This window comes from Brevibacillus sp. FSL L8-0520 (assembly GCF_037963895.1).
Classification (GTDB): domain Bacteria; phylum Bacillota; class Bacilli; order Brevibacillales; family Brevibacillaceae; genus Brevibacillus; species Brevibacillus borstelensis.
This window is the reverse complement of the sequence record NZ_CP150171.1, coordinates 5,023,720-5,046,550: the sequence shown is the minus strand read 5'-3', so window position 1 is coordinate 5,046,550 and position 22,831 is coordinate 5,023,720. Positions and strand designations below refer to the sequence as shown.

Genomic DNA, 22,831 nt, shown 5'->3' with positions numbered 1-22,831 from the left:
GTTCCGCTGGGCTGGACTCCGCTAGTCGCTCCGCCTGGAAATATGCTTCTCTGTCGTCGCGGGTTCTTTCGGGTATCTCGGGGAGAAAACAAAAGCTGTAGAGATGAAACAGGAGAAAAACGCGAAGGTCTTTGGGACACATACCCAGGCTTCGTTCCAAAAGTGGAACACGCTTTTAGCGTCCAACCTCTGAGAGGCTTCTGCGAACGGGCTGCTTTTGGACGCGGTTCCACTTTTGGAACGAAGCCGGCCAGGATTACCCCCGGCAAGTGTCCCACCGAACCTGGAGCGTTTTTCTCCTGTTTCATCTCCTCCCCCCAAAGCCCGAACAACGCTCATTCTAAAAAACTACTATCGCTACCCCCGGTATCCATCTGACGTTCTTATCAAAATGGCCCTAGCAGATTAAAGAAGATTTGCTGTACCCAAGTCCATCTATAAACCTGTTCAAGCAATTGCGAGAGTCAGCGCGGAGGGGTAAACTAGCATCATGATCATGTAAACCGTTTTCATAGATAAAGGAGGTTACTAGAGATGGGAACGTCTCTCTTTCGGCGAAAGTGGACGACTGTCGACTTTGTCCTGATCGTCGTCACGGCGGCCTTGTACGCGGTCGCCTTGATTATGCTCGCTAACATCAAATTAGCTCCATCCGTACCGCTTCGACCGGCGAATGCGCTGCAGCCTGTTTTCGGCATTTTGTTTGGCATTCCCGGCTGCCTGGGTCTAGCATTTGGAAACGTGGCCAGCGATCTGCTGACGGGAGGCACACCGCCGCATGCAGTCATCGTCGGCTTCATCGGCAACTTTTTAGGAGGATTGATCGGTTATTTGGCTGTCAGTCATCCGGCCTTGAAAACAGGGCGCAGCATCTTGCAATATTACATATTTGTTGTATTGATTGCCTCTGCAGTGGTGGCCTGCTCGATTTTGATCAATGTGGCGCTTGGCTTTACGCCGATGGCCATCGCAACCTTGTTTATTCCGACCGTCTTTTTGAATCAGGCAGTATCGACGGCAATACTGGGGCCAGTTCTGCTAAAGCTGCTGTATCCGTTTGTGAAGCGGGCAGGCTTGTACCGGGGACGAGCACACGGCAATGGACTGCTTTCCATTGAAGAAGGCGGGCTTCGTCCGTGACCGGTCAGCCGCTGCTCCGTTTGGAAAACGTTCGTTGGCAGTACGAGGATAGCGCCAAGCATGCGCTATCCGACATCAATCTTTCCCTCTATCCGGGCGAAGTGGTGGGAATCGTCGGCCCCTCTGCCGCGGGCAAAACAACGCTTCTTTTGGCTTTGGCCGGGCTGGTACCGCGCAATTATTCCGGGCAGTTTTCCGGCGAACGCCGGGTCAGCGGGGAGTTGGGCATCGTCTTTCAAGACCCGGAGACACAGTTTATCGGCCTTACGGTAGAGGAAGAGATCGCCTTTAGTTTGGAAAACAGCGGGCAAGCGGATGAGGAAATCGAGCAGCGGATTGGTGAAGTCCTCAAGCTGGTCGGTCTGGAAGGCTTTGCTCTCCGCTCTCCCTTTGAATTATCCGGAGGAGAGAAGCAACGGGTGGCCATCGCTTCGGCATTGGCCCATCAACCCCGAATCTTGCTTTTGGATGAGCCTACCTCCGAGCTGGACCCAAAAGGAGCTAGGGAAGTGTTTCAACTGCTTTCACAGCTAAAGCGGGAGCAGGAAATCACGATAGTCGTCTCTTCCCACGCGACAGAGGAATTGGCTCAATTTTGCGATCGCATTTTGCTCTTGGCGGACGGGCGGATTGAACTCGATTTGCCCGTACGTCCGTTTTTTGGCAAGGTGGAGGAGCTTGAGAAGCACGGAATTCTCGTCCCCGATGTCATACAGTTGTATTTGCAGATGTGCCGGACAGGCGTCATCACCGCGAACAAAGACGGGGTGCCGCTCCATGTGGATGAGTTGGCCGAGTGGTACCGCGAAGCTCGCATAAGCGGCAGGAGGGATGAGACATGAGCAGCTTGATCCGTTTTGAGAACGTCTCATTTGGCTATGAAGCTGACAAGCAGGTGCTCAAGGATGTTTCCCTGAACGTGGATCGAGGCGAACTCATCGCCATTATCGGCGGAAATGGCTCCGGGAAAACGACGCTGGCCAAGCATTGCAACGGTCTGTACAAACCGACGAGCGGGACAGTCACAGTAAAAGGAAGAGATACGCGTGAACAATCGGTTGCTGAGCTGTCTCGCACCGTGACGTACTGCTACCAAAATCCTGATCATCAGATTTTTCAATCAACCATTTTCGAAGAAGTCGCTTTCGGGCCGAAAAACCTGGGGCTGCCGCAGACTGAGATAGAACAGCGCGTCACAGAAGCTCTGGCTGCTGTGGGACTTGAGCAGATGCGCTCAGCCGAGCCGTATTTTTCGAGCAAAGGGACCCGGCAAAAGATTGCGGTGGCCTCTATTTTGGCGATGAAGCCGGAGGCGATCGTGCTGGATGAGCCGACGACAGGGCTGGACTACCGCGGCGTGCGGGATATCATGGCGCTGTTGCGAAAGCTGCACCAGGCCGGCCATACGATCATCGTCGTGACCCATGACATGAAGCTGGTGGCAGAATACGCCTTGCGCGTGCTGGTCATGCATCAGGGGAGGCTGCTGTGCGACGGGACGCCACAAGAGGTTTTTGCCCGACAGGAAGTGCTGATGAAAGCCCAGGTGGAGGCCCCTGCAGTTTATCGTTTCGGCGTTGCCGCAGGCTGGAGCGAGCCTGTACCGCTCACACTGGAGCAGGCTAAGGTGCGGGTGACAGAGGAGAGAATGCTGCATGAAACACGCTCATCCTAGTTTTGTACTGCTGTCGTTTATCTTGCTGGGGACGTTGCCGTTTCTGTTTCAAGACCCGCGATTTCTCGCAGTCGTTTTGTTGATCAATGCCTTGTTGATCGCCAAGCTGGGGTGGAGCCGATCGATGTTGAAGGGCTACCTGTTGATCGGGGGAATCGGGGCCGTGTTTGCGGCGATCACGTGGCTGCCGTTTACCAGCATCGGCCATCCGTATTGGAGCAGCAGGATCCCTTTGGTCAATTATCCGATCCAAGTGACGGACGTAGGTGTCCTGTGGGCATTAGGCATGGGACTAAGGCTGGCAAACGTGGCTCTGCTGTCGATGTATTACCTGTTTTCAACCAGTCCCCGGGAAATGGCGATGGGACTGAAGGGGATCGGTGTTCCATTTTCCGTCAGTTATTTGCTCTCGCTGATTTTTCGTTTTATCCCTCTCGTCAAGCATGACCTTGTCACGATCCGGGAAGCCCAGATGGTGCGGGGCCTGCAGCTCAGTGAAGGAAGCATTCCGGAGAGGATGCGAAAGTATGGCTTCGTTCTGGTTCCGCTCATTTTCAGCTCGCTCAAGCGCGTGCAGTTGATCGCCAATGCGCTGGACGCGAAAGGGTTCCGGATGAGAAACCGCCAGCATCGCTTTTACCGAATGCCCAAATGGAAATCCAAAGAGCTCGTCGTACTGGCTTGCGGTTTTGTTGTCGTTGCCGTATTGCTTTACTTCGCCCGCATTCATCCTGAACATATGGGCGTGTTGATACCCGGGAGGATTTGATTTGCACAAAATGCGGAAGTGCCGGGTTTGAAACATTACGGAAGGTAGGGGAATCATGGCCGGACAACAAAGAAAGCAGCTGGTGAAAAACGGACTTGTTCTGGCGTATACGGTCGCAGGGAGACCAGAGGCTCCTGCTCTTCTGCTGCTTCATGCGATTCGCAACACCAGTCGATTATTTGACCACATCCTTCCGGAGCTGGCGAAGCGTTGCCGGGTGATTGCGGTTGATCTGCGCGGACACGGAGAGTCGGTCAAAGAGGGGCCCTATACATTTGAACAGCTGGCTGAGGATATCCGTACCCTGCTGGATACGGAGGAAGTGGAACAAGCGGCCATCGTTGCCGCCTCTTTCTCGGCGGTCCCGGCACAAATGTTTGCGGCAGCCTTCCCGGAACGAGTCACACACTTGATTTTGCTGGACGGCGGCTTCTATAGCCTGCGAGAGATGCCCGGCTTTGACAGAGCGTCCACAGTAGACAGACTGGCAGAAACCCGCTTTCCTTCGATAGCTGCAGCGAGGGAGTCCTATATCGCCCGTTATGGAAAGGGCGGCATTCCGTCGTCCTTGCCGGAGAGCGAGCTGGAGCAAAAGGAAGACGGCGCTTATGGCTACAGGCTGCCGCGGGAAGCGTTTGACGGCTACTTTCGGGCATATGCCGCATTTGACAAGGAAGCCTTGTTTGCCTCGCTGAAATGCCCGGTATTGCTGCTGCTCGCAGACGAGATGACGCTGTCCGACGGGGAGCAGCAGCGTTTTTTTCAGAGGGCAGCAGCCGAATACAGACAAAAGGTTCCGCGTGCTGTATGCGAAAAAATTCCCCATGCACAGCATTTGCTCATGCTTACCCACCCGCGAGAGACGGTGGAGAGAATCATATCGTTTGTCCACTAGAAAAGGGACAGGCTGACTGGGTTGCCAGATCAGCCTGTCCCTTTTGCATGTGTACGACCGGAACGCATAGCAATAAAGGCTGATCGCGCCGGAGCACATAGCGAAGCTGGAGTTCTTGGGGCGCGATGCCGTCCCCGATAGCTTGACGAAGCCGAGCTTCTTTCACAAGCCGCCCTTACGGCTGTTTGGAACCGGAGCGGAACAGGAGAGCCAGGTCATCCCCGATATTGGCGCTTTCTTTTCCCGGCCTTGTCGCTTGCTTGATCCGATCCATGGCGGCTATCGCTTGCGGGTTGGTGACAGTCCGGATCTCTACGCCCCCGCCGTAAATGCGTTCGATTTGATCCTTGGCTTTGGACAGCGTTTGTGCTTGAGCGCTTGCGCCCATCGTACCGATTTTGTCCGTCGGCCGCGAAGGTCCGCGGTAGGAGCTTCCTTCATAGGGGCTTAGCAGGTGGTTTTGTGTCTCGTCCATAGAGTTGGTGGAAAGGGTTTTTCCGTCTGCCGGAGCGAGGAAGACGCAGTCATGAACGACCAGAACATTGACTCCGTTGACTCCCGCAGCGGCCAGACGAGCCTCCAGATTCGACGAAGGTCCGCCGTCGTTTAAGCCGGAGCTGCCCATCATGCTGTAGGTGGCTGTCCCCATGCCGCTGTTTGTTGCTCCGTACTGATTGGTGGTCAGCTTCTTGTCGCGGTCAACACTGGGAATGACAGTCGTGTGGTCGTGTCCGGGAGCAGCCTGCTGATGCATGGACTGGGTTTGCGCTCCCTGGTTCGCTGCTCCTTGGTTTTGCCCTCCTTGATTCGGTGTCGCCTGGTTTGTACACGCAGTCAAAAGGCAAATGACACCGATCCCGCTGATCATTTTTCGTATCCGCATCCAAAATCCCTCCAGATTAGTGTTTGCCAGCTACCCGATATGATTTGCCGATTATTGCCTATTTATTGATGTCCGCAGTTGGAAATTTTTTTGGAGAAAATGGTTATTTTGCCGAAGAATTGCACACATAAAAGATATACATTCAGGAGGTGGTAGCTTTGGCACAGACAAACGAAGGACAAGAGCAAGCCGTTTCAAGAAGGAAATTCTTGAAAAACTCCGGTTTGGTTCTGGGCGGTCTGGTAGTAGGCGGCGTTGCGGGCAGCTTGCTCAGGACACAGGCCCCGCCCCCACCTGCGGCAGCTCCTGCACCGGCCGACTTCAATCAGGCTCTGATGTATTTTTCACCGGAGCAATTCCGGGTGGTTGATGCGGCGACAGAGAGGATTTTCCCTGAGGATGAGAACGGCCCCGGAGCCAGAACCCTTGGTGCAGCTTATTTTATCGACCACCAACTGGCAGGGGATTGGGGATTCAATGCCCGCGATTATATGCAAGGCCCTTTTTATCCCGGTGAAGCTACCCAAGGATATCAAGGCCGGCTCAGAAGGCGGGAAATTTTTGATATCGGGATTCAGGAAATGAACAACTACAGTACAACGAAATACGGGAAGCGTTTCTACGAATTGGAGGCAGATCAGCAAGATGCTGTATTAAAAGCCTTTGAAGCGGACGAAGTGAAGTTGACCACCATCTCTGCCAGCGGCTTCTTCAAGATGCTGCGTGCCAGCACGATGGAGGGCGTCTACGCTGATCCGCTTTACGGCGGCAACAAAAACATGGACGGCTGGAGGCTGAAAAATTACCCGGGGAACCAGATGGCTTATACCCAGGTAATCGAGCAAGACCAATTTGTCAAAATGGAACCAAAAAGCTTGCGTGACCATCAGCACGGATAAGAGGGGGATCGGACATGCCCAGAAGACTGCCCAAGGTAGATGTCGTGATTGTCGGAGTTGGTTGGGGCGGAGGAATCATCGCCTCGGAATTGACGAAGCAAGGCATGACTGTAGTAGGTTTGGAGCGAGGGAAAGAGCGAAAAACGGAGGACTATTTCATGGTCCACGACGAGCTGCGCTACGCTCTCCGCTACGAGCTGATGCAGGATTTATCCAAGGAAACGATTACTTTCCGAAGCAATACGAGGATCAGAGCGCTGCCGATGCGGAGCTACGGTTCCTTCTTGCTGGGGACGGGATTGGGCGGTGCCGGTGTCCACTGGAATGGACAGACCTTCCGCTTTTTGCCGTATGATTTCGAGATTCGCAGCAAGACGATTGAGCGGTACGGCGAGAAGAAAATTCCCGAAGGCATGACCATCCAGGATTGGGGCATCACCTATGATCAGTTGGAGCCGTACTACGACCGTTTTGAAAAACTCTGCGGGATCTCCGGTGAGGAAAATCCGCTGGCCGGAAAACGATCAAGTCCATACCCCACACCGCCGATGAAGCAGACACCGGCCATGAAAATGTTTGCCGAAGCGGCTAAAAAGCTGAAGCTTCACCCCTACATGATGCCTTCGGCCAACTTGTCGCAGCAGTATACGAACCCGGATGGAGTATCGCGGGCCGCCTGCCAATATTGCGGATATTGCGAGCGGTTTGGCTGTGAGTACGGAGCCAAAGCCGACCCGGTCGTAACCGTGATTCCTGTGGCGAAAAAGACGGGCAAGTTTGAGATCCGGACGCATTCCCATGTACGGAGAATTTTACATACCGGCAACAAGGCGACAGGTGTTCTCTACACAGACGTGACGACCGGAGAGGAATTCGAACAGCCGGCGGACATTGTCGTGTTGACCAGCTACGTGTTCAACAACGCCCGTCTTTTGCTCTTGTCCAAGCTGGGCCGTCCGTACGATCCGGCTACCGGAAGAGGAGTAATCGGGAAGAACTATGCGTATCAGGTAATCCGCGGGGGAGCGACAGGCTTCTTTGAAGAGAAGGAGTTTAACCTGTACGCAGGAGCAGGCTCTCTCGGCATGACGCTGGACGATTACAACGGGGACAACTTTGATCACTCCGATCTGAAGTTCCTGCACGGAGCGAGCATCAGCCTTTCGCAGACCGGACAGCGTCCGATCGCCAACAACCCGGTTCCTTCAGGTACGCCGAACTGGGGCAAGGAATATAAGGCAGCTTCGCTCAAGTATTTCAACAGGGCCCTTGGAGTCGGAGCCCAGGGGGCGTCCATGCCCTTCAGGCACCACTTCCTCGATCTTGACCCGACATATCGGGACGTCTTTGGCGATCCGTTGATGCGCATTACCTTTGACTTTGAAGAGCAGGACCGTCAATTGGCTGCCTTCACGGCGGACAAGTGTGGACAAATTTTAAAGGAAATGGGAGCGACCCATATCGATGTGAGGCGCGAGCTTGGCCCATACGACATTACCCCGTATCAGTCCACTCACAATACGGGTGGAGTTATCATGGGTGCCTCGCCTGACACTTCTGCCGTGAATAACTACTTGCAGATGTGGGATGTGGAAAATTTGTTTGTGGTCGGTGCGTCGGCTTTCCCCCACAACAGTGGTTACAACCCGACAGATACTGTGGGGGCGCTTGCTTACCGGGCGGCAGAGGGGATTGCGAAGTACGCGAAAGGCAACGGAGGGCTGCTTGTGTAGGTGGTTTGGTCTTTCGATGGAGGGACCTGGCTGTTTGAAGAAGGGGGCGTCTTGGGCGCTTCCTTCTTTTTTCTTGATGATACGCATCTGGGGCGGACTCTAGCGTACCTGGGCCGGACTTTCGTGAAGGAGATGAAAACGGAGAAAAACGCTACAGGTTCGGTGGGACACTTGCTCGGGATTGACTGTCCGGCTCCATTCCAAAAGCGAAACCGCGTCCAAAAGCAGCGGTTTCAGGGGGTATCTCAGAGGTTGGACGCTGAAAGCGTGTTTCGCTTTTGGAATGGAGCCTGGGTTGGTGTCCCAAAGACCTTCGCGTTTTTCTCCGTTTTCATCTCTACAGCTTTTAGGTTTTATCGGTTGGTCGCAGCGCCCACTCAAACGCTCGAGTACGCAGTAGTCAGTCAGACACCCGAGCCTTCATTCTTCACTTTCAAAGTCCATTCTCCACACTGATTGTCAGTTTTGCTAAAACGTTTAGCGAAAATGCGAAAAAACGGGTGTAGATTTGTTGGGGAAATTTGCGGGTCGGTTTCCGGCCTTTTTCTCCAATAGGGAAAAACACCGTGTTGGTAAGGAAAATAAGGCGGTTTTGGAACGCTTAGTTTCGGTATTTAAGTTAATTGCAGAATTGGCACAATCCTTGCAAAAGTAAAAGGCAAACGAACAGTGAGAGGAAGAAGCATCATGGACGCAAAAAAATGGAAGATGGATACAGCGTTGATTCATGCCGGGCATCAGCCTTGCGATAAGACGGGGGCGGTAGCTCCGGCAGTCGTGCCGGCGGTGGCTTATGCGTTTTCCGATGCGGATGCCGCGGCTGCGGTTGTATCCGGGGAGAGGGAGGGAACGTACTATGGACGCTACGGCAACCCTACGATTGCTTCTTTGGAGATGAAGATCGCCGCGTTGGAGAATGGCGAGGCGGCTTTGGGCGTCAGCAGCGGCATGGCGGCGATCTCCGGGGCTTTGCTCGCTTTTTTGAAGCAGGGTGACCACGTCGTATGTACCAAGGATGTGTACGGCGGCAGCCATAAATTTTTGACTTCGCTTGCTCCACGCTACGGGATTGAGGTCGATTTTGTCGATTGTACCAAGCTCGCTGCCGTGAAACAGGCGATCAAGCCGAACACGCGGGTGCTTTATCTGGAGACGCCTTCCAATCCATGTCTGACAGTCCTGGATCTCCGGGAGCTTTCCCGACTGGCCCACGAGCACGGACTTACGGTCATTGTCGACAATACGTTCATGACGCCGTACCTGCAAAAGCCTCTGGAACTGGGGGCCGATGTGGTCGTACACAGCGCGACCAAGTATCTAAACGGCCATGGCGATGTGATCGCTGGCTTCATCGTTGGCAAACAGGATGTGATCCGGTTTATTCGGAAAAATATCATGGGTGATCTGGGCCAAAATTTGAACGCCTGGGATGCCTTTTTGATTTTGCGCGGGCTCAAGACGCTGGGCTTGCGGATTCGCCAGCACTGCCAGAGCGCGGAGGCGATTGCCCGGTATCTGGAGGCGCATCCGGCGATCGAACGGGTGTATTATCCGGGTCTTGCCTCGCATCCGCAGCACGAGCTGGCGAAAAGGCAGATGAGCGGGATGGGCGGAATTGTTTCGTTTGAAGTAAGGGGCGGATATGAAGCAGCAAAATCTTTCATTAACGGACTGCGCCTGGCTATGATATCGTTTAGCTTGGGAGATCCGGAAACACTGGTTCAGCATCCAGCGTCCATGACGCATTTTTCCATACCGCCAGAGGAGAGGGAAGCCTTTCATATTACGGAAGGGTTGATCCGGCTGTCTACGGGCCTGGAGGATGTGTCGGACATTATCGAAGATCTGGAGCAGGCGCTTCGGCCGCTTGCGAATCACGTGTCTGCCGGCGTGTAACGTTTGACCGGGAAATGGCAGGGAGGTCGGGGCATGACGGAATTTTCTCGCATCCGCACATTTATTCAGGGGTACGCGGATAATATTGCGGAGGTGCTGGGGCTTGATGTCACTATTCTGGATGAACAGGGCATCCGGGTCAGCGGAACCGGAGATTACCGGGACCTGATCGGTTTGCCAGCCCCGGAAGGTTCGTTTTTTCGGATGATTTTGCAGACCGGGCAGCCGGGTATCATTTACGACATGAAGAAGAACGAATCCCAGTGCATGAACTGCAAGTTTCTGCTGCAGTGCAGGGAGCTCGCGACGATCGGGTTTCCGGTTCACAAACGGGAAAAGACCGTTGGTGTGATCGGCCTCATCGGTTTTTTGCCCGAGCAAAAAGAGAAGATGCTGCAGCATTCGGAAAAGCTGATGACGTTTTTGCACCATACCAGTGCTCTGATCGTGCACAAGCTGCTGGAGCTGGAGGAAGAGCGCAGACAAGGCTGCAATATCCAGGAGGAATTGCCCTATGACCCTGCCCAGGCCGTCTATTTCGCCCAGCTGATCGGAGCGGAAACCGGCTTGCAGGAGGTCATCCGCAAAGCGAAAAAGGTGAAAGACAGCCTCTCTACAGTGCTGATTCGCGGTGAAAGCGGGACGGGCAAGGAGCTGTTGGCGCGTGCGATTCACAGCGAAGGCAACCGCGCTGCGCATCCATTTATAGCTGTAAACTGCGCGGCGATTCCGGAAACCCTCCTGGAGAGCGAGCTGTTTGGCTACGAGGGAGGAGCTTTTACCGGTTCGAGACGAGAGGGAAAGCCGGGGAAATTCGAGCTGGCGCACAAGGGCACGATTTTTCTTGACGAGGTCGGAGATATTCCGCTTTCGCTCCAGCCCAAGCTGCTTCGCGTGCTGCAAGAGCGGACGGTGGACCGCGTAGGCAGCGTCAAGCCTGTCGCTGTGGACGTGCGGGTCATCGCGGCGACACATCGGGATTTGGAAAGCATGGTGAGGGAAGGTGCGTTTCGGGAGGATTTGTACTACCGGCTAAACGTCATTCCGCTTCGGCTGCAGCCTCTTCGGGAGCGGCGGGCGGACATTCCGCTCTACATTCACCATTTTTTGAACAAGTATGGAGCCCTCCTGCAAAAAGGTCGAATAGAGGTCGATCTGGACGTGATGGAACGGTTGAAAGGCTATGATTGGCCGGGAAACATCAGACAACTGGAGAACGCGATCGAATACATGGTCAATATGGCCGAGGATACGGTGATCGGAGCTGGCGACTTGCCGGAATACCTGGCGCAGCTTGAGCTGCCGGCAGTATCTGAACAGACGGGAGGCGAGGCGGCCAGCGGAAGCCTGGAGGATATGGTAGCCATGTATGAGCGAGATATTTTGCAGCAGTATTTTCGCTCGCCCAAATGGGGGGGCGACAAGACGAGGATTGCGGAGGAGCTGCAAATCAGCCTGTCCACGCTTTACCGAAAGCTGGAGAAGCACAGGCTGATTTGACTGTGGTTCGGCGGAGTGTATGCTTGTCAGTCACCTCAGTCTTGGCCTATTCTACGAGCGCCAGCCCCGGGAAAAGCAGCCTTGGGGTCGCAAAAAAGCAGCGTCCCTTTTGGGGCCGCTGCTTTCTGCATGAATGGTCGATTATGTCAATAAAAGACCGGTACAAACTCCTGCGACATTGCATGGTTTGCCTGCCAAGCGCCAAATAAACGGACAGAAGGCGACTTTGGCCAAACGTGAAAATGAATGCTGTCGCTATTGAAGCAATGAACGAATTTCACCCGTATTCGGATTGACGACAAACCATCCATACGTGCTCGTGTAGCTGTCGCCGGACTGGAAGTTGTTCACTACGGTCTGGTATATCTGGATGACGTAGTGCCCTTTTTCGTCGTCGTGATCGTATTCGACGATATGCTGCGGTGTCAGGCTGCCTGCAAACTTCTTTTTGACCAGCTCGACAGCTTCCATTTTGGAATACATTTTCCCGGCAGGAAGCTTGCCGAGATAGATCGATTTGGTTTTTCCGTCGTAAATGACTGACTTGCCGAGATTTTCCGCGACAAAACGGATGGGTACATAGACTGAATTTTTGTACAATATTCCTTGTACGTCCATCGCTGGTGATTTTGGCACTCCGTCAAAATAATAGGTGAACGGCGTCTTGTTGATCTCGCTTGAATCCGGGTACGCTGGTGCAGCCAAGGCCAGTCCGGAGAACAGTGCTGATCCCACGACAATTCCCCCAACAAATGACTTCACATCCCACTTCATGAAAAACCCTCTTTCCCATCTCTATTTCTATGAATGAATTCCAAGGGATATTATGACAAAAAACATAGGACCAAGCTATCAAGCAAGGGTCATAGGAGCGAACGCCCAGAAACCGGGAAAAAGGCATTCTGTTCCCTCTGCGTTGGTCCTAGCAGGGGGATGGTTTTCCCGGGCAGGCAAGGAAAGAAGGCCCGTCTGATGGCGGGATGATTTCCCGGTCTCTTTTCTAGCAAATGAGAAGAAGGTATGATAGAGGGAAAGCTTTACTGAGAAAAGGCAGGTGTCTAGCATGTCTATTTTGCGGAACGATTGGGCTGAGATATTGGCGGACGAGTTTGAAAAGCCATACTACATCCAGCTTCGTGAATTTTTGAAAACAGAATACCAGAGCCAGGCAATCTATCCTCACATGTACGATATATTCAATGCGCTTCACCTCACACCATATCGGGAAGCCAAGGTCGTCATCCTCGGCCAGGACCCGTATCACGGTCCTGGTCAGGCACATGGACTCAGTTTTTCTGTCAAGCCGGGGGTAGCGACGCCGCCGTCCTTGCAAAATATTTACAAGGAGCTTCAAAGCGACTTGGGCTGTACGATCCCGCAGCACGGGTATTTGGTCAATTGGGCCAAGCAGGGCGTGCTGCTGCTCAACACGGTGTTGACGGTGCGAGGGGGAAACCCCAACTCTCATAAAGGCAAAGGCTGGGAAATCTTTACGGACCGGGTGATCGCCGCCTTGAACGACCGGGAAACGCCGCTGGTGTTTATTCTGTGGGGACGGCATGCGCAGGAAAAGGCGTCATTTATTGATACGAACAAGCATTTCATCATTTCGTCTCCGCATCCGAGCCCGTTTTCGGCCAATCGCGGCTTCTTTGGCAGCAGGCCCTTTTCGCGGACCAACCAGTTTTTGCGTTCGCAGGGGATGAAGGAGATCGATTGGCAGCTTCCGTTGCAGGCGGAGCTGGAAGAGGCGACTGCGGCTCGGTCGTAAGCTTTAGAAAATGAGCGAGCCATGAATGATGTGAGTGTGCAGGTAGGCACCGTTCCTCTGGAGGACGTAGGCCGGAGCGGGGAGCGGTAACAGGCTTCTCTTCAAACGCAGTCGCTTTTCTTTTTTGTGGTTGGACCGGCTCTAGTGGAGGAGATGAAAAAGGAGAAAACAGCTCAAGGTTCGGTGGGACACTGCGAAGGGGCTGGACTGGCCGGCTCCATTCCAAAAGCAAAACCGCGTCCAAAAGCAGACTGCTCGATGGAGCGTTTCAGAGTTGGACGCTAAAAGCGTGTTTTGCTTTTTCCATTCCGCCTGGGAGGTGTCCCAAAGACCTTCGCGGTTTTCTCCTTTTTCATCTCTACATCTGTTGGTTTTCTCGTAAAAAACCGTTCGGACATACGCCCGAACTGTTTTTAGAGAGGCTGGTTTGCAAGGAAGCTCGTATAAATGAACATCCGTCAGATTGCTGAGATCAGGCTTGTCGTGGGCCTTAAACAACATGAAGTCAGTTGCTGATAAATGCTTGCGGAGGTTTTTAGCCAGAGTTGTGGTCATGACTTTTTGCTCGAAATCCGTAGTCAATTAGAAGCCAACCTACTGACAGGTGAACCTTAGACACCTTTGAACGATCCCACATGCTCTTTAAAGCTGGGAGAAGCAAATCCCGCTCGCCAGAGAATCCTGTTTCCAGTCGGAGCGACTAGCGAAGTCCGGCCCAGCTCCGCAATGATCCCGAGGAAGCAGAATCGCAACCTATGAATACACTTCGCAGCTGCGCGTCGTTTTGCGATTCCCTCGGGAGCATTGCGGAGCGGACAGTCCCAGCTTCTTTGCGGGACGAAGACCGGAGCGGAGAGTGGAAACAGGCTTCTCTCCACCGCAGCCGCTTTTTGAAAGTAGAAAAAAAGCTTCTCCCCGCAGCCAGAGAGATTCACTGTCTAATCCATGCTCTGAATCACAATCAGGCAACCGGCCTCGATCGAAACCGTTCCGGTTTCCGAAACCAGTACGTTGCTTATGCCCAGCGTGTCGCCCATCCGCAGAGTCGCCTTGTCCAGCGGGTACTGAAAGCCGGATAGGGTGATTCCGCTGACCGTCTCTGTGAGCGGCAGCAGGGAGACGTGGGAATACCGGCTTTTCCGCAGGGTGATTCGGTCGGTGACGAGCATGATCTCGTTTTTTTCGTCCACGATCCGGCAGGGCACGCCAGCCTTCAGCCCTTTTGACAGCAAGTGAACATTGGCAAGCGTATGGTCGAACCGGGAGCCCAACGCTCCGACGAGAACGATCTCAGCCGGCTGCTGCTCCAGCGCCCAGAGAAGGCCCATCTCCGTATCAGTCAAGTCCTTCATGACCGGGTCGCAGGAACGCATTTCCTCGCTGTTTTGGCAGATGATCTCCCGCTCATCGGGTGTGACCGAGTCGAAGTCCCCGATGGACAGATGGGGACGTCTCTCGTTTTGTATCAAAAATAACGCTCCTCGGTCGACTCCGACCAAAAAGGCATCCTCGTCTATTTCTTCCAAAGCCCAACTGCCCAGATTTCCTCCTGCAAACAGTATGATTTTGGACGATTTCTCCATGATGTTCCCTCATTTACGTGGATTCGCGGCTGTCAAAGGAAAAGGCTGATTTGTTGAGCGGCCAAGCCTGACAGCATCTTTCTTTATCTTACCATGCAGGTGCGGTTAAGAGACAGGAGGGGCAGACATTGCAGTTACTGTAAGCAATACAGGCAATACAGGCAATGCAGGCAATGCAAACACTGCAAACACTGCAAACACTGCAAGCACTCAAGCAATACAGGTACTACCTCCCGCTTGCTTTCTATGCCGGAAACGTACTACGATACTTTTACTATCCAAGATAGATGACTATTGGAGGCGAGAGCATGTCCGATAATTATACGAAGGTGTACACGGAAGAATCCTTTTGGGACAAAGTGAAGAAGTTCGCCAAAAAAGCGGGAGGAAAAGTAGTTTACGTAGCGCTGCTGCTCTATTACGCCCTGCAAAATCCCAAAACGCCTGCGTGGGCGAAAACGGTCATATTAGGGGCGTTGGGCTACTTCATCACTCCGTTGGATGTGGTGCCGGATATTACGCCGGTCGTGGGATATGGAGATGACCTGACAACGCTGATCGGAGCCTTGCTCATGGTCGCTGTCTATATTGACGACGATGTCAAAGGAAAGGCCCGCGGCAAGCTGACGGATTGGTTCGGGACGGAAGTGCTGGACGAACTTTCCGAGATCGATGAGAAGCTGAACAGCAAGAAGGAAGAGTAGGCTGACACAGCTTTCTTCCTTCTTCAGCCACGTAAACAAGAGGTTTTCTTTTCGAGTGAAGCGATATGGCCAGGATGATCGAAACCAAAACAAAACGATTGAATCTTGCGAATTTATTGATTAAAATTTTTTTATCGAACCAAGACCATTCCACTCCTTGCTTCCTGCATCCATGCAAATCTCGCCGAAGGATGGGTGAAGTCGAGCTTTTTATAAAAAAGACGGAGAGTGATTACCCGTGTCCACGATTTCCATCAAGCGTTTTCCGGAGTGTACGTTGTCTGAAATTACCGAGGCCTGGAACAGAGGATTTGAGGGGTACTTTTTCCCTGTCAATATGACGGTGGAAAACATGATTCAAAGGCTGGGAACCGAAGGGTATGCTGCTTCCCTTTCCGTCGTTGCCTTTGCAGACGGAGCGCCGGTGGGGGTTGTGGCGAGCGGTGTGAGAACGATTGGCGGAAAAAAGGTGGCCTGGAACGGCGGCACCGGAGTAGCGACAGAGTACCGGCGTCAGGGCTTGGGCAAAAGCTTGATGGAAGCCACACTTGCCCTGTACCGGGAAGCGGAGGTGGAGGTGGCCACTTTGGAGGCAGTCAGTCAAAACGACAAGGCGATCTCGCTGTACCGGCAGCTCGGCTATGAAGTGGTTGACAAGCTCTTGTTCTGGCAGCATAATGAAGCGTTTGCCAGCGCCCATCCGTTCGGCGATCCGGCCTCGCTTCCGTACCGGATTCGCAGGGGAATTCCGCAGGAGTCCGCTTCGCTTTCCTTTTACCCGGCGAGCATTCCCTGGCAGAATCAGTGGCAAAGCCTCCGCGACGGTGAGGCTGTATTTGTGGAGGATGCCCTGGGCGAGACGCTTGGCTACGCCTTGTACAAACGGACCTTCGACGAGGAAGGAAAGCTGGCTGCGATCACCTTGCGTCAGTGTGCATATCACCCTGACCGAGCGGATGCGGAGGACATCGTTCGTTTTGCGCTCGCCCATGCCTACGGGCCGCTTGACTATACGTGCCGTAGGGGAACCTTTAATTTCCCGGCCTCACAGGAAACGGTTCTTCGGGTACTGGAGGAAGCGGGATTTGCCCCATCAGGCAATGAGCAGGTATTCATGACCCGTCAGATGGAGAGAAAAGGCTGACTGGCTTTTTCATTGCTGACAGCCTGTGCAGTAGAACACTTTGCGGGATGACCATACGTCCTGTGTAATCGGATGAGCGCAACGGGGGCACGGCTCGCCTCCGCGATCATAGACGCGGCAGTGTTCATTGTAGCCGCCCGTCAGACCGTCTCCGCGGAAAAACGGCGTTTCCATGTAGCCGCCGTGCTCCAAGGCATCGTGGAGGACAGCCTGCAGCGAGTGAAACAGCCGTTTTTCCTCTTCCGGCTGGAGGGAAGGGATGCGGCGGAGCGGCAAGATCCCTGCGTGATGACAAAGCTCGTCGGCATAACAGTTGCCAATGCCGGCAAGCACATGCTGATCGACCAGCGCGGCTTTCAGAACGCCGCGCTTTTTCTGTATCAAGCGGGTAAACTGCTCTGCGGTAAACAGGGGGTCGAGCGGCTCGGGACCGAGCTTCGCCAACCGGTTTTCCGCTTCTTCCTGCGTCAGCAGATGCAAGTACCCGAGGCGCAGCCCGTGAAAGTAGAGAACGTGCCGTCCCACTGAGATCGTCACCTGGGCAGTCCGGTCGAGCTTGTCCTCCGCGGTCCCCCAGTACAGAAAACCGCCGAGCATGAGATGCAGCAACAAAACACGGCCCGATTGCAGCCGGAACAAGATGTGCTTTCCTCTGCGTTCGACCGTGGAAAAAGCAGTGCCTTTCACATGCTCTTCAAAGGCCGCTGCGGGTATATTGATCGTTTTCTCCCGCTGCACGCTGACATCTGTAATCGCCTGTCCGGTTAAACGCTCCTGCAGCAGTCTGCGATAGGTCTCCATTTCCGGCAGCTCCGGCATTTTCGTATATCCCTCCAGTCTGTTTTCCCCGTTCTGTTTCAAAGCGTCTGTCTTCTGCGTCCTGCCTCAGAGCGTGCGTGCTACTCGTCGTTGCCAAGCTCCAGGCGGTTTAGCAGCACATCCTCGACTTTCAGCAAATGGTGGAGCATTCTCTGCTGCGCCATCAAGGCGTCGCGTTCGCGGATTGCCCTGTAGATCAAGACGTGTTCCTCGTACAGTCTTTCCGTGCTCGCCCTCTCGCCAAACAGCCACATTTTGCGGGTGTTCCGCATGCTCTTCGTCATGGCTCCGGAGATCGTCTTCATCATGTCGATCAACAGCCGGTTGTGACTGGCCTGCGCGATCGCCTGGTGAAAGTCGATGTCGGCCTGTTCGCTCGCCTCTTCCGAATCGGTGCCTGCCCTCATGTCATCCAATGCCTGTTTAAGAGAGGTCAGGTCCTCTTCCTCCCATTTTCGCGCAGCCAGACCGGCACTCCCGACCTCCAGGATTTTGCGGACTTCCAATAGCTCCAGAATGTCTTCGGAACCCATCAGGATGGTAGAGAGGGGAGCGGTCAGGCTGGACGTTTCAAATTTGCGGATAAAGGTGCCTTCGCCTTGCTTTATATCCACCAGGCCCATCGCCTGCAGGGCGCTCAATGCTTCTCTGACCGCAGATCGTCCGACCTGGAATTTTTCCGCCAAAGCCTGCACGGAATCCAGTTTATCCCCGGGCTTTACCTGCCCCTCCATTATCATTTGCTTTAGCTCGTCGGTGACGGCTTCATATATCTTTTTGTTGGATATTTGCTGAATTGGCAATGTGCTTCCACCCTTTACCTTGTGCTGAAATCATTTTACTATACGGGAACCCCCGAAGCATCTGCCTCAGGTTTGTCTAGTAAAACAGTGTCGATGCGGAAAAAGATCACAGCCGCGTATAGTTGGTTTGCTTCCGTCACATCTTTTTTCGAGGAGAGCATGGCTGGATGCTGGAAGCTGTCTCGAAACTATATTTTGGGAATATTCAGTCGTATAGTCATCAGATGAGTGAAGACGAGAGCAAAGTATCAAAAATTGACTTTGTGATTCTTTAAAATAGATTCAATATTTAGGTATATATGATAAACTGGTATGTAGCAAGGGTTTTTCAGAAGCAGGCCAGGCAGTATCGGCGTTCGCTGCCTGATGGACAACGGCTGGAGACTTGGTGTTTCTACTTGCCAAGCGTTACTATTTGACAAAAGTCATCAGATGACCTGATCACTAAAACGGGGGATTAGACATGCTGGATACAGAAATTCGCAAAAAGCTGTCAGCGATTGTAGGAGAAAAATATTTGCTCGACACGCCGAATGAACTGTACGCGTATTCCTATGACGCGACGCCCATCCACCAAGCCATGCCGGATGCGGTGGCGATGCCGGGCAGCGTAGAAGAGGTGTCGGCTGTGCTTAGGCTGGCAAACGTTCACGGCATACCGATCATACCACGCGGCTCGGGGACGAACCTCGCAGGGGGGACAATCCCTGTCGAGGGCGGCATCGTCATGAATATGAACCGGTTCAACCGCATTTACGAAATCGACAAGCAAAACCTGACGGCAACGCTGGGACCCGGTGTCGTGACTGCCGACCTGCATCAGGCAGTCGAAGCGGAGGGCCTGTTTTATCCGCCCGATCCGGGGAGTATGCGGATATCCACTGTCGGCGGAAACATGGCCCAGTGCGCAGGCGGGATGAGAGGACTGAAATACGGGGTCACCAAGGACTACATACTGGGGCTGGAATACGTCCTGCCGTCCGGAGAAGTGCTTCGCTGCGGCGGAAAAAACATGAAGGACGTGGCCGGCTATGATATGACGAGACTGATGGTCGGCTCCGAAGGTACACTCGGCGTCATTACCGAGATTACGGTAAAGCTGCTTCCCCTGCCGGAGACGAAGCGGACGCTGGTCGCCTACTATACCAACCTCGTCGACGCAGCCAAGACAGTGGAAACAGTGATTGCCTCCAAGATTATTCCGGCGACGATCGAGTTTTTGGACCAGTCCACGATGAAGGTCGTCGATGACTTTGCCAAGCTGGGCCTGCCTTTGGAGATGAAGTCGATGCTCTTGATCGAGCAGGACGGGCCGGAGGAGCTGGTCGTCCGGGATATGGAACGGATCGCGGAGATCGCTAGGCAGCAGGGGGCGGCCGAAGTCAAATTGGCGCAAACAGCCGAGGAGGGAGCCAAGCTTCTGGCGGCCCGACGTTCAGCTTTGGCGGCGCTTTCCCGGCTGCGTCCTACCACGATTCTCGAAGACGCGACAGTGCCCCGCTCCCGTTTGGCCGAGATGGTCGAAGAAGTGGAGCGAATCGCTGAAAAGTACCAGGTGCAGATCTGTACGTTCGGTCACGCAGGGGACGGGAATTTGCACCCCACCTGCATGACCGATGAGCGGGACAAGGAAGAGATCCACCGGGTAGAGCAGGCGTTTGAAGAAATTTTTCACGCCGCGATTCGACTGGGCGGAACAATAACCGGGGAGCACGGCGTAGGGATGGCCAAGAGGAACTACCTCGACCTGAAAGTAGGTGCGGGCGGCATCGAGCTGATGAAGCGGATCAAAGCCGCTTTTGACCCGAACAACATCATGAATCCCGGCAAAATGTTCGCAAGCAGCGGCCGGCGCAGAGTGGTGGTGAAACGATGAGCAAGACGACCAGTCAGGAGCTGCTGTCGAAATTCAACATGGACGAGATCATGAACTGCATGCACTGCGGCTTTTGCTTGCCGGCCTGTCCGACCTACCGGGAAACGGGCCTTGAATCGCACAGCCCCCGCGGGCGCATCGCTCTCATGAAAGGCGTTGCCAACAGCCAGCTTTCCGTAGACCCGGAATTCGAGAAAAACATGTACGCCTGTCTTGGCTGCCGTGCGTGCGAGACGGCTTGTCCGGCGGGGGTCCCTTACGGCAGTCTCGTGGAAACGGCGCGGGAAGTGGTCGAGGACAACAAAAAAAGCGAAGCCAAACCGCCTTTTCTTCGCCAGCTCGTGTTCGACAAGGTATTTCCTTATCCGGAGCGGATGCAAGCCTTGGGTACGGCTCTATGGGCAGCTCAAAGCGCAGGACTTCAAACACTGGCCAACAAGACCGGGCTGATCAACATTCTGCCGCGGGAGCTTGCAGAGATGCAGCAAGCGGTCGACAAAATCGCTTCCCCGAGGGAGCGCAAGCAGCGGGAAAAAGTAATGAAAGCGGAAGGAAAGGCCGCCCTGAAGATCGGGATGTTTACGGGCTGCATCATGGACGTGATGTTTTTCGAGACGAATCAGGCGACGGCAAGGCTTTTGACAAAAGCGGGCTGTGAGGTCGTTTTCGTGGAAAACCAGGTATGCTGCGGGGCGCTGCACGCTCATGCGGGAGAAAAGGAAGGGGCAGTCGAGCTTGCCAAGCGCAACATGGAAGCGTTCGAGCGGGCCGGAGTGGACTTCGTCGTCAACAACGCAGGCGGCTGCGGCGCGGCGCTGAAGGAGTACCACCACTGGTTCCACGACGATCCCGAGTGGAAGGAGCGGGCCATGGCGTTTGTCTCCAAGGTGAGAGACGCAAACGAGCTTTTGGCCGAGCTGCCGCCGCTGACCTTTTCCAAGCCGCTCAACGTCCGTGTCACCTATCAGGATTCCTGTCACCTGGCTCACGGACAGGGCGTTCGCAACCAGCCGCGCCAGCTACTGAGGAGCATCCCCGGCGTCGAGCTGATTGAAATGACCGGTGCGGACAGCTGCTGCGGCTCCGCGGGAATTTACAACATCACCAACTTCGACATGTCGATGCAAATTCTCGACGGCAAGATGGAGCATGTAAAGGAAACAAAGGCCTGCGTGATCGTCACATCCAATCCCGGCTGTCTCCTGCAAATGAAAAAAGGCATCATGCGCGCAGGGCTGGAGGGGCAGATGGAAGCGGTCCACATCATGGATTTGCTGGCCCGGGCATTGTAAGGCTGATCAATTGGTTCCTCCGCAGGCCGCCAATTGCCAAGAAACAGACAAATGCGAGCCGTTTCATACCGTACGATCATAGTCCCGTTTCCGTTTGGACGGGACTTTTTGGTTTGCCCCTGTAGAAGATTACCAATACACCAGCAGAATCGGGTAATATAGTATAGGGGGAAAGACCCTCCCATTTACGCACGGACAGGAGATTATGGAATGCAAAAAGTGGAATTGATCGCAACGGCGACATTTGGCCTGGAGTCAGTGGTAGCCGATGAAGTTAGGGCACTGGGCTATCAGGATGTCAGAGTAGAAAATGGAAAAGTTGAGTTTACGGCAGATATTTCCGCGATTCCCCGGACAAATTTATGGTTACGAACGGCGGATCGCGTGCGTCTAAAGATAGGGGAGTTTCGGGCGACGACGTTTGACGAGCTGTTTGAGCAGACAAAAGCGCTTCCGTGGTCGGATTGGATACCGGCAGATGCGACATTCCCCGTCGAAGGAAAATCGGTAAAATCAACGCTGTTCAGCGTACCGGACTGCCAGGCGATCGTCAAAAAGGCAGTCGTGGAAAGTCTGAAAAAGACGTACAAGCAGGATTGGTTTGAAGAAAAGGGGCCGTTGTACAAAATCGAGGTAGCGCTTTTGAAGGACATCGCGACCTTGACGATTGACACGACGGGGCCGGGGCTCCACAAGCGCGGCTACCGGAGCCTGATCGGCGCAGCTCCCTTGAAGGAGACGATGGCGGCGGCGATGATTCTGCTGTCACGCTGGAAGCCGGACCGGACATTGATGGACCCGATGTGCGGCTCGGGGACGATTCCGATCGAAGCGGCTTTGATCGGGCAAAACATCGCGCCGGGTATGAACCGGGAATTCGTTTCGGAAAGCTGGCCGACGATACCGAAGACGGCATGGCGGGAAGCGCGGGCCGAGACGCATGATCTGGCCCGCTACGACCAGCCGCTGGAGATTATCGGAACCGATATTGACGAGGATATTTTGCGGGTCGCGAGACGGAATGCAGCCGAAGCAGCCGTAGATGAGCACATCCATTTTCAACAGATGGACGTCCGCAATGTCCGCACCAAGCGAAAGTACGGCTACCTGATCTGCAACCCGCCGTACGGCGAACGGCTCGGAGACTGGAAGCAAGCCGCCCGCCTGTATCGGGAGATGGCGGAGGCTCTGCGGACCTTGGATACATGGTCCATCTACATGCTGACCTCGGACGAGCAGTTTGAGGAGCATTTTGGACGCAAGGCGAGCAAGAAGCGGAAGCTGTACAACGGAAATATCAAGGTCGACTACTACCAGTTCTTTGGACCGCGGCCGCCCCGTCCGAACAAATCAGAAACCCCGGCGGATTGATTCGTTTGTTCAAAGGAACCGGGACGTCTCTTGTGGGGTAACGTAAGCAAATCAAACACAAAGCAGAAAGAAGCGCAA

Annotated in this window: 20 protein-coding genes; 15 read left to right on the top strand and 5 right to left on the bottom strand. The window is 54.1% G+C overall.

Annotated elements, in window-relative coordinates; all coding sequences use genetic code 11:
• The first annotated feature begins 534 nt into the window (after nucleotides 1–534).
• Genes NSQ24_RS24615 through NSQ24_RS24595 form a run of 5 tightly spaced genes read left to right on the top strand, consistent with a single transcriptional unit; the run spans nucleotide 535 to nucleotide 4,479 of the window.
• Nucleotides 535–1,140: a QueT transporter family protein gene (locus NSQ24_RS24615; protein WP_024983717.1), complete on the top strand. Its 606-nt coding sequence runs from the start codon at nucleotides 535–537 to the stop codon at nucleotides 1,138–1,140.
• Complete coding sequence (locus NSQ24_RS24610; protein WP_243014097.1) at nucleotides 1,137–1,982, top strand: ABC transporter ATP-binding protein; 846 nt, start codon at nucleotides 1,137–1,139, stop codon at nucleotides 1,980–1,982. The genes NSQ24_RS24615 and NSQ24_RS24610 overlap by 4 nt, the downstream gene beginning before the upstream one ends.
• Nucleotides 1,979–2,815 carry an energy-coupling factor ABC transporter ATP-binding protein gene (locus NSQ24_RS24605; protein WP_003388531.1) on the top strand — a complete coding sequence of 279 codons (837 nt, stop codon included), beginning with the start codon at nucleotides 1,979–1,981 and terminating at the stop codon, nucleotides 2,813–2,815. The genes NSQ24_RS24610 and NSQ24_RS24605 overlap by 4 nt, the downstream gene beginning before the upstream one ends.
• Entirely contained in the window at nucleotides 2,796–3,584 is a 789-nt protein-coding gene (locus tag NSQ24_RS24600) for an energy-coupling factor transporter transmembrane component T (RefSeq protein WP_003388530.1), read from the top strand. The genes NSQ24_RS24605 and NSQ24_RS24600 overlap by 20 nt, the downstream gene beginning before the upstream one ends.
• Before the next feature lie 55 nt (nucleotides 3,585–3,639).
• Entirely contained in the window at nucleotides 3,640–4,479 is an 840-nt protein-coding gene (locus tag NSQ24_RS24595; RefSeq protein WP_003388529.1) for an alpha/beta hydrolase, read from the top strand.
• Between the two features lie 175 nt (nucleotides 4,480–4,654).
• Here the strand turns inward: NSQ24_RS24595 and NSQ24_RS24590 are convergent, their stop codons facing one another.
• On the bottom strand, nucleotides 4,655–5,362 hold the full coding sequence (locus NSQ24_RS24590; RefSeq protein ID WP_024983719.1) for a hypothetical protein: 708 nt from the start codon (nucleotides 5,360–5,362) through the stop codon (nucleotides 4,655–4,657).
• Nucleotides 5,363–5,520: 158 nt separating this feature from the next.
• Between NSQ24_RS24590 and NSQ24_RS24585 the strand changes: the two genes are divergently transcribed.
• The 4 genes from NSQ24_RS24585 (at nucleotide 5,521) to NSQ24_RS24570 (ending at nucleotide 11,390) form a co-directional block, all read left to right on the top strand.
• Nucleotides 5,521–6,261 (top strand): gluconate 2-dehydrogenase subunit 3 family protein, encoded by a 741-nt coding sequence (locus NSQ24_RS24585; RefSeq protein ID WP_003388527.1) that lies wholly within the window; start codon nucleotides 5,521–5,523, stop codon nucleotides 6,259–6,261.
• 14 nt (nucleotides 6,262–6,275) lie between these two features.
• Complete coding sequence (locus tag NSQ24_RS24580) at nucleotides 6,276–7,994, top strand: GMC family oxidoreductase (protein ID WP_031932551.1); 1,719 nt, start codon at nucleotides 6,276–6,278, stop codon at nucleotides 7,992–7,994.
• Between the two features lie 687 nt (nucleotides 7,995–8,681).
• Nucleotides 8,682–9,890 carry an aminotransferase class I/II-fold pyridoxal phosphate-dependent enzyme gene (locus tag NSQ24_RS24575; protein ID WP_031932553.1) on the top strand — a complete coding sequence of 403 codons (1,209 nt, stop codon included), beginning with the start codon at nucleotides 8,682–8,684 and terminating at the stop codon, nucleotides 9,888–9,890.
• A 33-nt stretch (nucleotides 9,891–9,923) separates the two neighbouring features.
• Nucleotides 9,924–11,390 carry a sigma 54-interacting transcriptional regulator gene (locus NSQ24_RS24570; protein WP_003388523.1) on the top strand — a complete coding sequence of 489 codons (1,467 nt, stop codon included), beginning with the start codon at nucleotides 9,924–9,926 and terminating at the stop codon, nucleotides 11,388–11,390.
• 255 nt (nucleotides 11,391–11,645) lie between these two features.
• Here the strand turns inward: NSQ24_RS24570 and NSQ24_RS24565 are convergent, their stop codons facing one another.
• Nucleotides 11,646–12,164 (bottom strand): stalk domain-containing protein, encoded by a 519-nt coding sequence (locus tag NSQ24_RS24565; protein ID WP_003388522.1) that lies wholly within the window; start codon nucleotides 12,162–12,164, stop codon nucleotides 11,646–11,648.
• A gap of 289 nt (nucleotides 12,165–12,453) precedes the next feature.
• On the opposite strand from NSQ24_RS24565, the gene NSQ24_RS24560 reads away from it, so the two are divergent.
• Nucleotides 12,454–13,161 carry a uracil-DNA glycosylase gene (locus tag NSQ24_RS24560; protein WP_339166808.1) on the top strand — a complete coding sequence of 236 codons (708 nt, stop codon included), beginning with the start codon at nucleotides 12,454–12,456 and terminating at the stop codon, nucleotides 13,159–13,161.
• A 938-nt stretch (nucleotides 13,162–14,099) separates the two neighbouring features.
• Here the strand turns inward: NSQ24_RS24560 and NSQ24_RS24555 are convergent.
• Complete coding sequence (locus NSQ24_RS24555; protein WP_003388519.1) at nucleotides 14,100–14,744, bottom strand: thiamine diphosphokinase; 645 nt, start codon at nucleotides 14,742–14,744, stop codon at nucleotides 14,100–14,102.
• Between the two features lie 308 nt (nucleotides 14,745–15,052).
• Here NSQ24_RS24555 and NSQ24_RS24550 point away from each other — a divergent pair, with 308 nt between their 5' ends.
• Nucleotides 15,053–15,448: a DUF1232 domain-containing protein gene (locus tag NSQ24_RS24550; RefSeq protein WP_003388518.1), complete on the top strand. Its 396-nt coding sequence runs from the start codon at nucleotides 15,053–15,055 to the stop codon at nucleotides 15,446–15,448.
• Nucleotides 15,449–15,686: 238 nt separating this feature from the next.
• A complete protein-coding gene (locus NSQ24_RS24545; RefSeq protein ID WP_051925491.1) occupies nucleotides 15,687–16,592 on the top strand; it encodes a GNAT family N-acetyltransferase in 906 nt (301 codons plus the stop codon).
• 9 nt (nucleotides 16,593–16,601) lie between these two features.
• Here NSQ24_RS24545 and mutM read toward each other — a convergent pair whose 3' ends face one another.
• Both mutM and NSQ24_RS24535 read right to left on the bottom strand, forming a co-directional pair.
• Nucleotides 16,602–17,411 carry a bifunctional DNA-formamidopyrimidine glycosylase/DNA-(apurinic or apyrimidinic site) lyase gene (gene mutM, locus NSQ24_RS24540; protein WP_031932557.1) on the bottom strand — a complete coding sequence of 270 codons (810 nt, stop codon included), beginning with the start codon at nucleotides 17,409–17,411 and terminating at the stop codon, nucleotides 16,602–16,604.
• 80 nt (nucleotides 17,412–17,491) lie between these two features.
• The gene (locus NSQ24_RS24535; RefSeq protein WP_339166805.1) at nucleotides 17,492–18,214 is read right to left on the bottom strand and encodes a FadR/GntR family transcriptional regulator; all 723 of its coding nucleotides are present in this window, start codon (nucleotides 18,212–18,214) and stop codon (nucleotides 17,492–17,494) included.
• 463 nt (nucleotides 18,215–18,677) lie between these two features.
• On the opposite strand from NSQ24_RS24535, the gene NSQ24_RS24530 reads away from it, so the two are divergent.
• From NSQ24_RS24530 to NSQ24_RS24520, 3 genes are all read left to right on the top strand, one after another.
• Complete coding sequence (locus NSQ24_RS24530; RefSeq protein WP_122957968.1) at nucleotides 18,678–20,090, top strand: FAD-linked oxidase C-terminal domain-containing protein; 1,413 nt, start codon at nucleotides 18,678–18,680, stop codon at nucleotides 20,088–20,090.
• The gene (locus NSQ24_RS24525; RefSeq protein ID WP_311067961.1) at nucleotides 20,087–21,382 is read left to right on the top strand and encodes a (Fe-S)-binding protein; all 1,296 of its coding nucleotides are present in this window, start codon (nucleotides 20,087–20,089) and stop codon (nucleotides 21,380–21,382) included. Before NSQ24_RS24530 ends, NSQ24_RS24525 begins: the two co-directional genes overlap by 4 nt.
• A 210-nt stretch (nucleotides 21,383–21,592) precedes the next feature.
• Nucleotides 21,593–22,753 carry a class I SAM-dependent RNA methyltransferase gene (locus NSQ24_RS24520; RefSeq protein WP_031932561.1) on the top strand — a complete coding sequence of 387 codons (1,161 nt, stop codon included), beginning with the start codon at nucleotides 21,593–21,595 and terminating at the stop codon, nucleotides 22,751–22,753.
• The last annotated feature ends 78 nt before the right edge of the window (nucleotides 22,754–22,831 follow it).

Bases quoted from the DNA above. Each gene is read 5' to 3' on its own strand.
- NSQ24_RS24595 (WP_003388529.1), top strand. From the start codon at position 3,640: ATGGCCGGACAACAAAGAAAGCAGCTGGTGAAAAACGGACTTGTTCTG.
- NSQ24_RS24565 (WP_003388522.1), bottom strand. From the start codon at position 12,164: ATGAAGTGGGATGTGAAGTCATTTGTTGGGGGAATTGTCGTGGGATCA.
- NSQ24_RS24520 (WP_031932561.1), top strand. From the start codon at position 21,593: ATGCAAAAAGTGGAATTGATCGCAACGGCGACATTTGGCCTGGAGTCA.
- NSQ24_RS24605 (WP_003388531.1), top strand. From the start codon at position 1,979: ATGAGCAGCTTGATCCGTTTTGAGAACGTCTCATTTGGCTATGAAGCT.
- NSQ24_RS24530 (WP_122957968.1), top strand. From the start codon at position 18,678: ATGCTGGATACAGAAATTCGCAAAAAGCTGTCAGCGATTGTAGGAGAA.
- NSQ24_RS24615 (WP_024983717.1), top strand. From the start codon at position 535: ATGGGAACGTCTCTCTTTCGGCGAAAGTGGACGACTGTCGACTTTGTC.
- NSQ24_RS24600 (WP_003388530.1), top strand. From the start codon at position 2,796: ATGAAACACGCTCATCCTAGTTTTGTACTGCTGTCGTTTATCTTGCTG.
- NSQ24_RS24525 (WP_311067961.1), top strand. From the start codon at position 20,087: ATGAGCAAGACGACCAGTCAGGAGCTGCTGTCGAAATTCAACATGGAC.
- NSQ24_RS24580 (WP_031932551.1), top strand. From the start codon at position 6,276: ATGCCCAGAAGACTGCCCAAGGTAGATGTCGTGATTGTCGGAGTTGGT.
- NSQ24_RS24555 (WP_003388519.1), bottom strand. From the start codon at position 14,744: ATGGAGAAATCGTCCAAAATCATACTGTTTGCAGGAGGAAATCTGGGC.
- NSQ24_RS24570 (WP_003388523.1), top strand. From the start codon at position 9,924: ATGACGGAATTTTCTCGCATCCGCACATTTATTCAGGGGTACGCGGAT.
- NSQ24_RS24575 (WP_031932553.1), top strand. From the start codon at position 8,682: ATGGACGCAAAAAAATGGAAGATGGATACAGCGTTGATTCATGCCGGG.
- NSQ24_RS24560 (WP_339166808.1), top strand. From the start codon at position 12,454: ATGTCTATTTTGCGGAACGATTGGGCTGAGATATTGGCGGACGAGTTT.
- NSQ24_RS24550 (WP_003388518.1), top strand. From the start codon at position 15,053: ATGTCCGATAATTATACGAAGGTGTACACGGAAGAATCCTTTTGGGAC.
- mutM (WP_031932557.1), bottom strand. From the start codon at position 17,411: ATGCCGGAGCTGCCGGAAATGGAGACCTATCGCAGACTGCTGCAGGAG.
- NSQ24_RS24590 (WP_024983719.1), bottom strand. From the start codon at position 5,362: ATGCGGATACGAAAAATGATCAGCGGGATCGGTGTCATTTGCCTTTTG.